This window comes from Rhizobium sp. MHM7A, assembly GCF_005862215.1.
Taxonomy (GTDB): Bacteria; Pseudomonadota; Alphaproteobacteria; order Rhizobiales; family Rhizobiaceae; genus Rhizobium; species Rhizobium bangladeshense.
Genome location: NZ_VCHT01000003.1, coordinates 246,348 through 261,013 on the forward strand (window position 1 = coordinate 246,348; position 14,666 = coordinate 261,013).

Below are 14,666 nucleotides of genomic sequence, written 5' to 3' on the forward strand. Positions count from 1 at the left end.
CCTATCGACTCATAACGCCAAATGGTTTAACTTTGCAACCATAATTCGGAGAAAGGCGGTGGAACTTGAAGGGCAAGCGAACTGACATGGGGGGTGCCCAGTGCGGAATTGCGCGTTCTCTCCAGGCCGTCGGTGATTGGTGGTCCCTCCTCATCGTTCGCGAGGCCTTCAAGGGGCGTCGGCGATTTTCCGAGTTTCAAAAGAGTCTGGGACTCGCGAAGAACATTTTGTCGGTTCGCCTGCGGAAGCTCGTAGAAGAGGGCATACTCACGGTCGAGCCGGACCCTGATTCCGCACTAAGTCGTCTCTATCTGCTGACGCCAAAAGGGCGTCAGCTGTGCGTGATCCTTGTCGCGCTCTGGCAATGGGGAGAGGAACATTGCTTTGCCCCCGGGGAGCTGGACTACGGCATAGTCGACAGTCTGCACGGACAACCCTTGCAGAAGCTGGAGCTTGTAGCCGGCGACGGTCAACCTTTGGACCCCCACCAGTTTCGCATTGAAGCCAGGGGTCGTTAATAGAAGCTCGGCTTCGAGTCTTCGACGCGCGGATCCGGGCGGTGCGCAGCGGTTGCGGTTGCGGCCTTTTGCGGTGGAACACGCAGCATCACCCGGCTATAAGGGGTCCTGCTGCGTTGGCCTTTTTAGCGGTAACCGATGCCCAATTCTCCCGAATCCTCAGGTGAAAGCGTTAGCAGCTCGAGCGCGGGCCGCGATCAGATACAAGATTCGGCAGCGCAAGCGGCCGTCTCGGCGTCTCCGGGCCCCGCCCATCTCGACGAGCCGCAGCCGCCCCGCGGATCCTTTGATCAAACTCGACGGGCCGCGGGCGATCTGTGGCGTGCCCTGCGCCAGGATTTGGAGGAAAGTTCTGCGAAGACCAAGGCGTCCGCTTCGTTTTTGAAAACAACGCTAAGCAGGTCGATGCGGCTGGAGACCACGTCAGCTCCAGCCGGGTGGATCAAGAGCGCCCTCGCCAAGGCCGGGCGCGGTGTTGGCGACTGGCGTAGCAATCCGCGTGAACATCGCTGGCGCCGCTTTCTGGCGGGCTGGCGGAAATTCGCGATCGGTGCGGCTCTGCTTGTCTGCCTCCTCGTAGGATGCGTGCTGGTATGGGCACTGAAAGACGTGCCCTGGAGCGAAATCCGCGATGGAACGTTGAAGCCGGTCGTGGTGCTGGAAACCGCCGACGGTGCGCCGCTGGTGAGACAGGGACCTTATCAGGGGCCATATGCCCGATACGACCAGTTTCCACCCCAGTTGATCGATGCCGTGCTGTCGATCGAGGATCGCCGGTTCATGGATCATTTCGGCGTCGACCCCAGGGGCATCGGGAGGGCGGTTCTGCGGAATTTGCAGGCTGGCTCCGTGGTGGAGGGTGGCAGCACGATCACCCAGCAACTCATCAAGCTGCAATATCTCGACAGCGACCGAACCATAAAACGAAAGATACAGGAAGTCGTCATTGCATTCTGGCTGGAGTGGAAGCTCGGCAAGCAGGAAATCCTGACGCGCTATCTCAACAGCGTCTATCTTGGCGCCGGCGCCACCGGCATGCCTGCCGCCGCGCGGATCTATTTCAACAAGGACATCGGCGCCCTCAACCTGCCGGAGTCGGCAATGCTGGCAGGATTGCTGCGGGCGCCGAGCCAATGGAATCCCATCGACAATTTCGAAGGCGCCAGGCAGCGCACCATGGTCGTTCTCGACGCGATGGCGGCCAATGGCAAGATCACCGCGCCACAGGCGGCGGAGGCCAAGACGAGCTTTACCAGCCTGCATCCGACGACGCCGACGCCGCGCTCCGGAAGCTGGTTTGCCGACTGGATTTCGCCGCAGGCAAGCGAAATCGCCGGCTCATCGCCAGGTTCGACCACCGTGCGCACCACGCTGGTGCCGCAGTTGCAGCAGATCGCCGAGCGGGTCGTGAAAAGAGCCCTGGACAGTGAAGGAAAGGCGGTCGGCGCATCGCAGGCGGCCTTGGTTGCGATGACGCCGGACGGCGCCGTCGTTGCGATGGTCGGCGGGCGCGACTACAAGGCGAGCCAGTTCAACCGCGCCGTGACTGCGATGCGCCAGCCGGGTTCCACCTTCAAACTATTCGTCTACTACGCAGCGTTGAAGGCCGGGCTCACACTGTCTGACCAGGTTCTGGACGCGCCAATCGACATCAATGGCTGGTCGCCGGAAAATTCCGGTGGCAGCTATCGCGGGTGGGTAACGCTTGCCGAGGCGTTCGCGCGATCGCTCAATGCCGCGTCAGTAGCGCTTGCTGAAGAGGTCGGTCTGGGCAATGTGATTGCCGCAGCGCGCGAACTCGGCATCGATGCGCCGCTGGCCGATACGCCGTCTTTGGCGCTCGGCACGTCCGAAGTGAATCTGCTTGACCTCACCAGCGCCTATGCGTCCGTCCAACTCGGCAGGGCGCCTGTCAAACCCTGGGGCATCATCGACTTTCAAGCGGCAAGGCAGCCCAAGGCCTTTCGAGTTGGCGCACAATCAAAGCCGGATGTCGATCTTTCGCCCTACCAGTCCGATCTCCTCGGGCTCCTGCAGCTGGTGGTCGAACGCGGCACGGGACGTGGAGCCGACCCCGGCACATTTGCGGCCGGCAAGACCGGCACCAGCCAGGACAATCGTGATGCCTGGTTCGTCGGTTTCACGGAATCGCTCGTCGTCGGTGTCTGGGTTGGCAATGATGACGACACGCCGATGAAGGGGGTGACGGGCGGCGACCTGCCAGCGCACATCTGGCGGGACTTCATGCGCGCGGCGACCACCGAACCGGCGCTGAACGGAGTGCGGTCGACCGATGCAGACATCGATGGCCAGGGCGCACCGCAGTCCTGCAACATCACCGCCTGCTCGCGCAGCTACCGCTCCTTTAGGCCGTCCGACTGTACCTATCAGCCATATTCCGGCGGCCGACGCCTTTGCGAAAAGTGATGTGATCCCGCAGCGACCGGTCTTGCCTCACGCCCGGTGTTCCATCGGCGACAAACGAGATCGCCCAACTCTCTCTCCGACAGACGGCCGCAACGAGATCAACACCGACTCCGTCAGCGCCTGACCCGGATTTATCCATAAAACGGCATTATCCTATGCGTTCCGGCGATATTCATCAATAGAATCCGTTTCGATAGGGTACCGCGTCAAGGTCGGGCTGTGGGGTAAGGACCCTAAGTCTCAGCCTTTTTTAAATGCCTGCCTATTCAGCGGCGAACGAAGGAAGGATGAAGCCATGTCTACGGACAACAAGCCACTGATCGCGGTCACTGGTGCAACGAGCAAACAGGGGCGCAGCGTCGTCGCGACACTTCTTGAGAGCCAACGTTTCCGCGTCCGTGCTTTCACTCGAAGAAAGGATTCGCCTGAAGCTTTACGCCTGGAGAAACTCGGGGCCGAAATCGCTATCGTGCCTCTCGAACTCGGCCACCAGAAGGAGCTCGTTGCTGCATTCAAGGGCGCGGATGGCGCGTTTCTGATGACGCCGCCGATCGCCCCGCCGGCGACTATCGAGGCTCCCCTTGGCCGGCAGCTCGCGGATGCGGCCGTTGAGGCCGGCGTCGGTCATATCGTTTTCAGCACGCTGGAGAATGTCGACAGGATCGCCGGTGGGACGAAATATGCGCCGCATTTTACCGACAAGGCGCTCGTTGCAGACCACATTCGCAGCCTGCCGATTTCTCATTCCTTCGTCATGCTGGCATTCTTCTACACCAACCTTCTCGAATATTATGTGCCGCGCATGGAAGGCGACACCCTGCTCCTGCCGATTTATCTTCCTGAGGATTTCGCAGCGCCTTTTGTCGATCCGCTGACGGCGACCGGGCCTGTTGTCCTCGAGATCTTTTCAAACCCCGAGCGTTATAACGGCAAAACGCAGCCGATCGTCGGCGATATTATTTCCCCGCGGGAAATGGTCGAGACCTTCCAGCGCGTGACCGGCCGCAAGGCCGAGTATCGAAATGCTTTCACCAGAGACGGCCTGCTGCACTATTTTCCGGAGTTTGCCGCCAACGAACTTCTCGTTCGAGAGATTCTCGGCATGGTCGAATATGCGGTCGAGTATGGCTATTTCGGCAAGGAACACGATCTCCAATGGAGCCGCCGGCTGAATCCCGAGGCGCTCAACTGGGAGCAGTTTCTGCGGACGACGGGATGGCGCGGCGACAAGCGGTCTTTCGGAGGGTGAAGCATGTCTCGCGAAGCATGGCGCCTGTCTTCGACGATCGAATGCTTGCCCTAAGACCTACGACCGCCGGATCCCCGGCAGCCTGGCAACCTCAGCGGCAAGAAAGTCGACGAGCAGCCGGACGCGGGCAATGGCGGCACGCTCCGGAGCGATCAACAAGCTCAGCGGCACCGGCGAAGGCCGGTAATCTCCGAGCACGACTTCGAGCCGGCCATCGTGAAGAAGATCGTGAACCAGCCAGAGATGGGTAGGACCAATGCCGCGCCCGGCGGCAAGAGCCTCGCGCGCCGCAAGCCCGTGGTCGACGCGCAGCCGGCCACGGACAGGGATCATCAGGCTTGTACCATCGGGAGAGGAAAGAAGGAGCTTGTCGCTGCCTGCCACGTTGGACATCACGACAGTTTCGTATCGCGACAGATCGGCCGGCCGCTCCGGCCGTCCCCGGGCGGACAAATAAGCCGGAGCGCCGACCAGCAGCCGCTGGCTTTCTCCAAGCGCGTGAAGTTTCATTGCGCTGTCGGCCAGAGGCCCGAGACGGAGCGCCACGTCGACGCCTTCGCGGACCAGGTCGATGCGCTGGTCCGTCAGGTTGAGGTCGACGCGGATGTCGGGATGCTTGTCCTGGAAGTCGAAGATCATCCGCGTGATATGCATCACGCCAAGCGCTGCCGTGCAGGAGAGCCGAACAGCGCCGGCTGGGGCGTCACGGGCGTCTCTGGCTTCTTCAGCGGCCTGTTCGACCAGGCGCAATATCTGAAGGCAGTTGGTATAATAGCGACTACCTTCGTCCGTGAGGGTGACGCGACGCGTCGTGCGGCTGAGAAGCGGCACGCCGACAGCCTCCTCAAGTTCGTTGAGGTGCCGCGTCACGCTGGATTGGCCGACGCCCAGCTCCTTTGCGACCATCGACAGGTTGCCGCGCTCGGCGACGCGGACAAAGGTGCGCATCCTGTCAAGAGATAGTCCCGCCTTATCCATTTTTCAGCACAGTGGTTGCCATCCGGTTCCTATACGGAACAATCCTACCGTGCCCGGTCGGGGCTCAGCAAGGCTCAGCTCCACTTCCATGCCCGACTACCGCGTCGAGCCGCGCGGGACGATCGAGAAGCCGCAGTCGACCCTGTCTTCCTCGAGCGGCTCGTCGTGGATGGCGTGCAGCAGCATGTCGGCGACGCGGTGGCCGATGTCCTGGCGCGCTATGTGCACCGTCGTTAGCGACGGCTCGAGGAAAGGCGAAAATTCCAGGTCGTTGAAGCCGCAGATGCCGACATCCTCCGGCACGCGGATGCCGCGCGCCTTGCATTCGATGAGGACGCCGAAGGCCAGTTCGTCGCTCTGGGCAAAGACGGCATCGACATCGGGCACGCGCTCGAGCAGGCGGGAGAACAACTCCCTGCCGAGGCCGATGCGGCTCGGCGCATCCCCGCCGATGATGAGATCCTCCAGGAAAAGGCCGGCTTCCCGCATCACAGCCTCATAACCCTCGATGCGCCGGCGCGAGCGGACGTCGGCGCCGCGGCCGATGAAGGCGATCCTGTTATAGCCCCTCGACAACAGGAAGCGGGTGGGCTCGGCGCCGGCCGTATAATGATCGAGGCCGACGACCAGCCTTTGCGGCTCCTGGCTGAGATCGGTGATATGGGCGATGGGACAGGGGGCGCTCGCCATCAGCGGCAGGAGGTCGCGATAGGATTCGGCGCCGGCGATGATGACGCCGGCCGGCTTCTGGGTCAGGATGGATTTCAGCAGGCCGGCTTCGCCCTCGGCATGGTGCAGCGTGCTGGAATATTGCACGGTGAACTCCGTGCCGCGAAAGCGATCCTCGATACCGATCATTAGGCCGGCGAAGCCATATTGGTGCAAGGCGGGGGTGATGACGCCGACGATGCCGTTATGGCGGCCGGCCAGCGCCCGGGCGGCAAGATTGGGGATATAACCCATCTCCTCGACCGTGCGCAGGATTTCTTCCCGCAGATCCTCCGAGACGATTTCGGGATTGCGCAATGCACGCGAAATGGTGATCGGGCTGACGCCCACCTTCCTCGCCACATCGCTCAGCTTCACCTGCATTCCGTGCTCGGCTTTCCTCCCCCCTGCACCGAATTCTTCGCCGGCGAGATTCACCTGCAGCCGATTCCCCAAAAGAAGAAGTAATTTAGAGTCTACTAACTTCTATATTCGCAACAGGTTCCTGAGATACGCTTCCACCAAGGCCGCCGGATCAACTGCTTTGCAATACGGGCTCAAGCGGCCCTCGGATCACCGTAGTGCCCTGAAAAAGCGCAGCAATCCTGGCGGTGGAGACGGCCTCTACCCGGCGAAACGCCCGGGCGATCGCCGGGAGCAGCGGCGCGCGCCAAGCCTTGGAAGGAAAGATCAAACACATGTAATTTCTTACAAATCGGCAACATAAACATGATCAATGTTTAATTTGTAAAGCCGTTTTGCCTGGTCATATTAATGCCAGCGCGAATTCTTCTTCCTCTCCCCGCTCGTCGGATCCCCGACGACCCGCGCCAGGCGAATGGGGGAATTGCGCCCCCCTCTCCCGACGCCAGGTCCGAGACACGGAACCACGACGCCATCAAAGCCAACGCTCTCGCAAGGGACCATCGCCATGTCACGCATCCACCGCAAACATTACGCCGCAGCGCTCGTCGGGGCCGCCGTCATTTCCGGCGCCGCCAGCCTCCCCTTCGCCGTGAATTCCTCCAACGCCTTTGCCGCACCTTCGGATACAGGCGGAATTCTCGCCGCGAGCGGCTCCTTCGCCTCGATCGTCGACGCCGACAAACCCGCCGTCGTCACCATCACCACGACGATGAAAGCAAGCGATACCAGCGCCGACCAGGAATCGCCGATGGACGAACAGTTCCGCCAGTTTTTCGAGGATCAGGGCATCCCGCTGCCGCGCCCGGCGCCGCAGCACCGTGGTTCGGAGCATGCGATGGCGCTCGGCTCCGGCTTCATCATCAGTCCGGACGGCGTGATCGTCACCAACAACCATGTCATCGACAACGCTTTCGACATCAAGGTGACGCTCGACGACGGCACCGAACTGCCGGCCAAGTTGATCGGCACCGACGCCAAATCCGACGTCGCCGTCCTGAAGATCGAGGCTGGCAAGCCGCTGCAGACCATCGCCTGGGGCGATTCAGACAGGCTGAAGCTCGGCGACCAGATCCTTGCGATCGGCAACCCCTTCGGCATCGGCACCACGGTGACGGCAGGCATCGTTTCGGCGCGCGGCCGCGACCTGCATAGCGGCCCCTATGACGATTTCATCCAGATCGACGCGCCGATCAACCACGGCAACTCGGGCGGTCCGTTGGTCGATCGCGAAGGCAAGGTCGTCGGCATCAACACCGCCATCTATTCGCCGAACGGCGGCAGCGTCGGCGTCGGCTTCGCCATTCCCTCCGACGAGGCCAAGGCGATCGTCGCCAAGCTCGAGAAGAACGGCTCGATCGATCACGGCTATCTCGGCGTGCAGATCCAGCCGGTCACGAAGGATGTGGCCGATGCCGTCGGCCTCGACAAGACAGGCGGCGCCCTGGTGGCCGCCGTTTCCGCCAATACCGCTGCCGCCAATGCCGGACTGAAGCCCGGCGATATCGTCACATCGGTTGGCGGCGAGACCGTCAAGACGCCGAAGGACCTGTCGCGCCTCGTTGCCGATCTCTCCCCTGGAACGCACGAAGCCCTGGGTGTCTGGCGCGACGGCAGGACGATCGATCTCAACGTCACCGTAGGCGCCAATGCGGACGGCCAGAAGCAGGCCGAGGCCGAAAGCCCGCAAGCGCATGGCCAGGCCTTCGGCCAGCCGAGCCTCGGCATCGGCCTTGCCGACCTGACGCCCGACGTGCGCCAGCAGCTGAACCTGCCGCGCTCCGTCAGCGGCGCGGTGGTCGCCAGCGTCAATCCGGACAAATCGGCCGCTGCCGCCGGCATCCAGTCGGGCGACGTCATCGTCTCGGTCAATGACCGGCCGGTGCGCAATGCCCGAGACGTCAAGGCGGCGATCGCCGAAGCCGGCAAGGCCGGCCGCAAATCGGTGTTGCTGCTCGTCGAACGTGACGGGAGTAAAACCTTCATCGCTGTGCCATTTGCCGCGGCCTGAGGCATCCGGTGTGGCGAAAGCTGCGATGAAAAAGAAAAGCTCGTGAAGATCCAGCCGGCTTTTTGACGCCGGCTGCCACAAATCGCAGATGGCGATGACTCTTTTCACCTCCTTGAAACGTCGTTGTCGCGACCGTCGTCGAGCGGTCGAAACCGACCCGAATGAGGACTGATAAATGGATCTGGAAGGAAAGCGAATTGTGGTCGTCGGCGGGAGCCGGGGCTTGGGGAGTGGGCTCGCCGAGGCATTCGTTGCTCGCGCGGCCGAAGTCACCGTGGTCGCCCGAAACACGACGGCTGTGCAGGGACCGGCTGAGCAACCGCCCGTCACCGCCATATCAGCTGATGCAACTGATGCCGACGCGGCGTGGCGGATCATGGAGCAGGCGCGACCTGATGTCGTCATCATGAATGCCGGTGCGCAACCGCCCATGGAGCGGATCGACCGGATTGGCTGGGAGGCATTCGCGACCAACTGGAATGTAGACGTTAAGGCCGCGCTGTATTGGGTACAGGCTGCCTTGACCGTGCCGATGGCGCCGGGCGGGCTCGTCGTCCTGGTCTCCAGCGGAGCCGCCGTGCAGGGGTCGCCGCTGTCGGGAGGTTATGCCGGCGCCAAGCGCGCGCAGTGGTTCATTGCAAAATATGCCGATGGCTTGTCGGCGGAACTCGGCCTGGGTTTGCGGTTCCGGGTCATCGTTCCCCGGCAGATGTTCGTTGGAACCGGTGTAGGTGACACCGGCATCGGGGCCTATGCTGCGAAGGCGGGTCGGACATTTGCCGAACAGGCCGCTACCTGGCCGGACATGACGCCGCGGGCTTTCGGTGATACGGTCACCGAACTGATCGGCAAATCCGGCCTCGCCGAGGCCATGGTCTATGCCGTGCGTGGGGATACGGGTGTGACGGTCATCGAATGACGGAAGACCCAGCTCTCGGGGCCGCAGAGAGGAAAACTCTGCTCGCAGACCTGGCCAGGGAAGCGGACGCGCTTCGCCCCCAACTGCATCGCTATGCTGCGCGTCTGGTGGGTTCGGTGATCGACGGCGAGGACGTGATTCAGGACGCGTTTGCCAGGGTATTTGCGACGGCTGGCTCGATCCCGCCGGGCACGCCGCTGCGACCGTGGCTATTTCGCATCGTCCACAATCGAGCCATAGATGCCCTGCGCCAGCGCAGTACGCGCCGGTCGGAGCCGCTTGAGATGGCCTTTGATCTCGCCGATACCAGCGCCGTCGGCCTGGAGGACGCGCTCATCCGGCGGGACACGGTGCGGGTCGCCCTGGGTCATTTTGCAGATTTGCCGGTGCCGCAACGCAGCGCGGTGATCCTCAAGGATGTGTTGGGAGAGTCGCTTGCGGATATCGCAGCGCTGCTGGAACTGAGTGTCGATGCGGTCAAGGCCCATCTGTCGCGCGGTCGGGCGAGATTGCGCGCGATCTCAGACGTGCGGTCCGAGGTTGCGCCGTCGCCAAGTCCCGAGGCCCTGAACTTTGCAGCGCTCTTCAACGCCCAAGATTGGGACGCGCTGCGTCGCTTGCTGGCCGACGACGTTCGGCTTCGTCAGGCGCGACGGCCGGAAATCTCGGGTGCCGCCGACGTCGGTCGATTTTTCACCTATTATGCCGAATATCCGCCGGTCAGGGTCGAACCGGCCTGGCTGGAAGGCCGGGAAATATTGCTGGTATCGGCCGAACCGTCGGGCGGTCCTTCCTATTTCATGCTGCTCGAATGGCGCGGGAAAAAAATAAGCCTGATCCGCGACCATCGTTATGCGACCTATCTCATGGATGGTGCTGATGTCATGACGGCCGCATCGCGGTGACCGATACTGGTCGAGACGAGCTTTCTCGCGGTCCGCTATACGCCGCCAACCGCGGACATTTCGTAAAACATGACTATTTCCGCCATGGGCCTGTCAGCTGTCATGGCTCAGAATGTGGAACCGCCCAATTTTAGCGATTCCACATCTGCGTTGGCGACCGGTCGCGAAGACGGACTTTTCTTCGTGGCTGTCCGGCTTCGGCACAGAGCTGCGCCCTGCCCTCGCAGCACATGGTAAATGGCGGCATTTTCCACGAAAAACCGAACGGACCGCCGGTTTTTCGTACCGGAAAGCGACACCAAAACAAGAACTTGCTCCATTGCCTGACGGCGGCTCCGGCGGGCGATAAACTGCCGCTGGACGAATTAACCCTACTGACTTACCTTAATATCAGCATCAACTTGAATACACCCCACCCTGTGACATCGTGTTTTCATGACAGCTAGTTTGTTCCGGGACAGCTCACCGGAACCACGGCCCGCCTTTCCCTGGAGAGACCGGCTTCATGCATCAAGGGGCGCAGAAACATTAAATGGAGGGTATGCCATGAGCAATGTCCTGGAATTTCGTGCCAAATGCCCGGATGACAAAAGTCTGACCGACTGCCGCGAGGCGCTTGAACCGCAGGTGATGAAGATTGTCGCCGAGGCCGTCGGCAGGGGTTATCCGGCTGCAGAAGCAGCCATGGTCGTCGCCGACATCGCCGACGACTATATCCTGATGCTGTCGCGCGAGCTGCGGCATTGATGGCGGCGTGCGCGGATCCGCACGCCGACAAGCTGGAAACAAGGGGATTAGTGGACCGCGCAGCGCCTGCCGGGGTAGCAGGGGTACAGGAGACGAGACCGGCCGCGCGGCCCGGCGATCAAAACGCCGGATAGGGCCGGAAGTTCCGGCTCCGGCGCTATCGCCATTTCGGCAGGCGCGGCGGCGCGTTCGCCTGAATCTCGTGCAGCGGCGCATGAGACCCGAGCAGCTTCTTCAGCTTCTTCTCCTCCGCCGGGCCAATCCCAAACTTGCGGCAATGCTCGGCAACATCATGTTCCCGGGGTCCGGGAATACGAACTTGGCGATTGCTCATGCTCTTCATGTTCGTTTCCTCCTTGCAAAGGATAACAAACAGGCGCCAATTTTGTTCGTTAGCAAAGTCTAATTTTAACAAGGCGGGGAAGACGGCAATATATCCGCCTGCTCACGCCGTTTTTGCTACCTTCAACTTGCCGGCATTCGACGTCGATCGCCAGGCGCAAGAGAGCGCAAAGCTTGGCGCACCGCTCAGCTGATCTTCAGCCAATGCCTGAGCGCCGCCACCGCGCCATCGCTGGCATAGGCAATAATCCCGCCGGTCGTCAGCCCGGCGAAGGCGATCAACCCTGAAATACCGTAGCCGATCGATTTCATCCGTTTCCATTCTTCCAGGGCCGGGCCGACCGTCTCCTGGTTCCTTTCGACGGTTTCCTTGAGCGTCCTCATCTCGGCGCGGATCTGCTCATCCGCTCCGCCGCTGATCGCCACCCTCGTGTCGAGATGGGCGATCTGCCTGGCCTGTTCGTCGAGCCGCTTGTGGATCACCGCACGGCCGTCATGCGCGTTGGCCTTTTCGTCGGCCATCTCCTGGCGCAGCAGCGCGACGTTTTCCTCGATGCCGGTCAGCCTTCCCTCCACGCGCCCGAGGGCGCGCAGGATATCGTCATTGGATGTCATGGCATCACGCACTTTCAAAACAGCCGATATCGTTGACCCCCTGCGGCACTGCGTTTCCGAACAGATCTCTGGGTCCGGGGTCAATGCCATAGAGGCTATTAATGTTCTGACCGCCATTGCGGCAGACGGATGCGCCCTGGGTCTTGTAAGATCCAAGGGCGAGAGGATCGAAACCGCCGATATTTCCAACTGGGAGAGGTCCGACCAGCGATGGATTGGCGGTCTTGAAGCTTGCCGATCCGGCAACGGTTTCCTGAGCGGGGTATGCCGTCCGCCAGTTGGAGAACGTCGTATAGGTGGCCGAGCCCCACTTGAGAGAGGTCGAGGGCGAGGAATAGCAGTTGCCGATACAAAGGTAGGCCGGCGTCAGGCTGGTCGAGGAGTTGATGACCTTCGAGCCGGTGCCCGTCATATAGACGATATTGTTCGCAAAATAGCTGGCGGAGAATTGATTGGGGTTGCTGAAGAGATAGAACCCGTTTGCGGAGGCCAGGCCATTGTAGATCGTGTTGTTGTGGATGTTGTTGTTCGGCGCGGCGCGGCTGCTTTCGGCAGTGCCGACAAGGACGCCGCCTTTCGATGCCGGCGCCTGGGTGCCGTCGTTCTCACTGATGTTGAAACGGATGGTGTTGCCGCTGAGGCCTTTGATGGTGGCATCGGAAAACTGGTAAATCTGATAGCCGGAGCCATAATTGTCGTGGCTGTAGCAATACTGGACGGTGCAGCCCTGGCAGCCGCCGTCGATGTCGAATCCACCGCCATCTGAGGTTCCAACGCCAGTCTTGTTGTGGTGGCTTTCACAGAACTGGATGGTCGAATTCAGGCATTCATAGAACCAGATGCCAACCGGTCCCGAGGCGGCCAACGACGAAATCGCCCACGGCCGAACTGTCGGCCTTACTCTGGATCCTGGCGGCGAACTTGTTGGTGAAAAAGGCGGCACCGGAACACGTGATGTTGACGCTATAGCCGTTCTTGAGGATGAGCGTGGTCGAGCCATCGATCGTCTCCGAGCCGGCGGGATCAATCGTCACGTCCCCGCCATCGGCGATGACGCAATAGCGCCAGTTTGCGCCGAGCGTTGCTGCTGCGCTGAGGGTCAGCGTCGCTGCCTGGGTGAAGCGATGAACCGCATTGTCGTCGGAGGCAAGTGCCGTGTAATCGCCTGATTTCGCGGCATAGATCGACGCTTTATCGAACGCGACCTCGACGCCGTTCTGGGTAAATCCCAGCAGCCCGCCGCCCTTCAGATAAAGGCCGGTCTGGGGATTGGTGGCGAAACCGATGCCGGGCGCCGAAACCGTGCCGCTTGCCGCTTTGAGTGGCGCGGTCATCGGCGCCGAGCCGTCGCGCGGCAGCGAATTGGTGATTTCGTTGCCGAGGTCGGTGGTCAGCGCGTTCCATGGCGCGGGGTCGATGACCTGGCCGACGGAGGGCGTTGTTCCGGCGGGTTTGGAATAGACGCCGGTTGATGGATTTCTGGGCATTCATCGTCTCCAAAGAAAAGGCCCCGCATTGCGAGGCCATTGTGGTTTTGGTGAAGGCGGTTGGGATGGGCGGCCGCACCTTGCACGGGTTTGAGCGCACGGAGATCGGCAGCCTCGATCGGCCACCTCAAGATAGCGGACATGGCAACGCAGCCGTTTCTGCTAAGGCGGGCACTTGAATTTGTCCGTCGTTGAGGTCGGGCAACGGGCAAAAGCGGCTCCGAAAGAGAGATCCCTGTCTTTCCGCTTAATTTCTAAACTGCGTCGGACTATCGTCTCTTGAACAAGAGATCGGCTCCATAGACATCCGCGCGGGTGCCAGTCACCCCAGTGTTGCGGCCCTCAAAGCGAGCAGCCAGATCAAAGCCCATTTCGTCGGCTATTTCCGCTAACGACGCTTCTGAAATGGTCTGGTGGGGATAACGTATCTCAACGTTGTCGAATCCTTCAGGAACCGGGCCCGCCCCGTTATCGAAAAGCCGGGACGACTGGATAGTGAAACGCTTTTTGCTAGAGAAGGCATTCCGCGCCAAATAAGCGCAACGAGTTGTCCTGCTCAGAGCCTCGCGCCACAGTGTCTCTGGATCGGAAAGATATTGAAGTGTCCCACTGCTGTAGAAAACATCGAACTCTGGCGGCAGTTGGTCGGAGAAAGATATTTCCGGCCTCAAGGCCTGCGCGGCGTCCGCCATCGACTTGGTCTCTACGACCGTAAACGACCAGACTGGGTACTGCTCTCGCAGCACGGCGCACATTTCGCCAGCGGATCCGCCGAAGTCGACGAACCGGCCGGCAGGGATATCCATGGCGGGCAGGAGATCTGCCGGTGGTTGGACATAAGACTTCTCCTCGCCAATCAACCGCCGCGATCGTTCTATCCGGAACGCTGAAAGACGCATATCCCCATACGCGGGCGCCGCCGCCGCCGCTTTGCTCCATGATTTGTACAATCTCTCACGCGTCCGCCAGTTATTCACGGCTGCAACTGCGGAGCTAGGTAGAACCTGTTTGACGAGACGCTTGAGCATGGAGGACCTGCGTTGGATTGGTGGCAAGTGACAGTCGAGGATGAAGTGATCGTCTACAGCACCAAAGGGCGCTTCGCTACGGTAGTTTTATCACCGCGCCATCGCGGTACCAACAAGTCTCCTATTTGCGGGACGCTCACAGGTTTGTTTGTTCCGGCGCGACCACCGACGCCCGAACCATCACGCGGGAGCTAAATTGGTGATTTCATTGCCGAAGTCGGTGATCAAAGCGTTCCATGGTACGGGTCGATGACCTAGCCGACGGAGGGCGTCGTGCCCGCGGACTTGGAATAGATACCGGTTGATGGT

At 61.2% G+C, this 14,666-nt stretch carries 14 protein-coding genes and 1 pseudogene; 8 read left to right on the forward strand and 7 right to left on the reverse strand.

Annotated features, from left to right (window positions below):
* The first annotated feature begins 65 nt into the window (after positions 1-65).
* From FFR93_RS14025 to FFR93_RS14035, 3 genes are all read left to right on the forward strand, one after another.
* Positions 66-518 (forward strand): helix-turn-helix domain-containing protein, encoded by a 453-nt coding sequence (locus FFR93_RS14025; protein ID WP_171049185.1) that lies wholly within the window; start codon positions 66-68, stop codon positions 516-518.
* Positions 519-656: 138 nt separating this feature from the next.
* The gene (locus FFR93_RS14030; protein ID WP_138393663.1) at positions 657-2,945 is read left to right on the forward strand and encodes a PBP1A family penicillin-binding protein; all 2,289 of its coding nucleotides are present in this window, start codon (positions 657-659) and stop codon (positions 2,943-2,945) included.
* 295 nt (positions 2,946-3,240) lie between these two features.
* Complete coding sequence (locus tag FFR93_RS14035; RefSeq protein WP_138393664.1) at positions 3,241-4,194, forward strand: NmrA/HSCARG family protein; 954 nt, start codon at positions 3,241-3,243, stop codon at positions 4,192-4,194.
* Positions 4,195-4,251: 57 nt separating this feature from the next.
* On the opposite strand, the gene FFR93_RS14040 is transcribed toward FFR93_RS14035, so the two are convergent.
* Positions 4,252-5,172, reverse strand: a complete 921-nt coding sequence (locus FFR93_RS14040) for a LysR family transcriptional regulator (RefSeq protein ID WP_138393665.1) — start codon at positions 5,170-5,172, stop codon at positions 4,252-4,254.
* A 96-nt stretch (positions 5,173-5,268) separates the two neighbouring features.
* Positions 5,269-6,264: a LacI family DNA-binding transcriptional regulator gene (locus FFR93_RS14045; RefSeq protein ID WP_064706502.1), complete on the reverse strand. Its 996-nt coding sequence runs from the start codon at positions 6,262-6,264 to the stop codon at positions 5,269-5,271.
* A gap of 547 nt (positions 6,265-6,811) precedes the next feature.
* On the opposite strand from FFR93_RS14045, the gene FFR93_RS14050 reads away from it, so the two are divergent.
* The 4 genes from FFR93_RS14050 (at position 6,812) to FFR93_RS14065 (ending at position 10,885) form a co-directional block, all read left to right on the forward strand.
* Entirely contained in the window at positions 6,812-8,314 is a 1,503-nt protein-coding gene (locus tag FFR93_RS14050) for a DegQ family serine endoprotease (RefSeq protein ID WP_138393666.1), read from the forward strand.
* Between the two features lie 175 nt (positions 8,315-8,489).
* The gene (locus tag FFR93_RS14055) at positions 8,490-9,233 is read left to right on the forward strand and encodes an SDR family NAD(P)-dependent oxidoreductase (RefSeq protein WP_138393667.1); all 744 of its coding nucleotides are present in this window, start codon (positions 8,490-8,492) and stop codon (positions 9,231-9,233) included.
* A complete protein-coding gene (locus FFR93_RS14060; protein ID WP_138393668.1) occupies positions 9,230-10,138 on the forward strand; it encodes a sigma-70 family RNA polymerase sigma factor in 909 nt (302 codons plus the stop codon). The genes FFR93_RS14055 and FFR93_RS14060 overlap by 4 nt, the downstream gene beginning before the upstream one ends.
* A 546-nt stretch (positions 10,139-10,684) precedes the next feature.
* Positions 10,685-10,885: a hypothetical protein gene (locus FFR93_RS14065; RefSeq protein WP_064706498.1), complete on the forward strand. Its 201-nt coding sequence runs from the start codon at positions 10,685-10,687 to the stop codon at positions 10,883-10,885.
* Positions 10,886-11,042: 157 nt separating this feature from the next.
* Here the strand turns inward: FFR93_RS14065 and FFR93_RS14070 are convergent, their stop codons facing one another.
* The 4 genes and pseudogenes from FFR93_RS14070 to FFR93_RS40865 all read right to left on the reverse strand — a co-directional run.
* Positions 11,043-11,228: a hypothetical protein gene (locus tag FFR93_RS14070; protein WP_020920687.1), complete on the reverse strand. Its 186-nt coding sequence runs from the start codon at positions 11,226-11,228 to the stop codon at positions 11,043-11,045.
* 185 nt (positions 11,229-11,413) lie between these two features.
* Positions 11,414-11,842, reverse strand: coding sequence for a hypothetical protein (locus tag FFR93_RS14075; RefSeq protein WP_064706497.1), 429 nt, complete (start codon positions 11,840-11,842; stop codon positions 11,414-11,416).
* Between the two features lie 4 nt (positions 11,843-11,846).
* Positions 11,847-12,707, reverse strand: coding sequence for a right-handed parallel beta-helix repeat-containing protein (locus FFR93_RS14080; protein ID WP_171049186.1), 861 nt, complete (start codon positions 12,705-12,707; stop codon positions 11,847-11,849).
* Positions 12,703-13,329: pseudogene (locus FFR93_RS40865) on the reverse strand (hypothetical protein); the annotation flags it as partial. The pseudogene FFR93_RS40865 and the gene FFR93_RS14080, both read right to left, overlap by 5 nt.
* On the opposite strand from FFR93_RS40865, the gene FFR93_RS14085 reads away from it, so the two are divergent.
* On the forward strand, positions 13,314-13,508 hold the full coding sequence (locus tag FFR93_RS14085) for a hypothetical protein (protein WP_138393670.1): 195 nt from the start codon (positions 13,314-13,316) through the stop codon (positions 13,506-13,508). The pseudogene FFR93_RS40865 and the gene FFR93_RS14085 overlap by 16 nt on opposite strands.
* Before the next feature lie 90 nt (positions 13,509-13,598).
* Here FFR93_RS14085 and FFR93_RS14090 read toward each other — a convergent pair whose 3' ends face one another.
* Complete coding sequence (locus tag FFR93_RS14090; protein ID WP_138393671.1) at positions 13,599-14,357, reverse strand: hypothetical protein; 759 nt, start codon at positions 14,355-14,357, stop codon at positions 13,599-13,601.
* Positions 14,358-14,666: the final 309 nt, after the last annotated feature.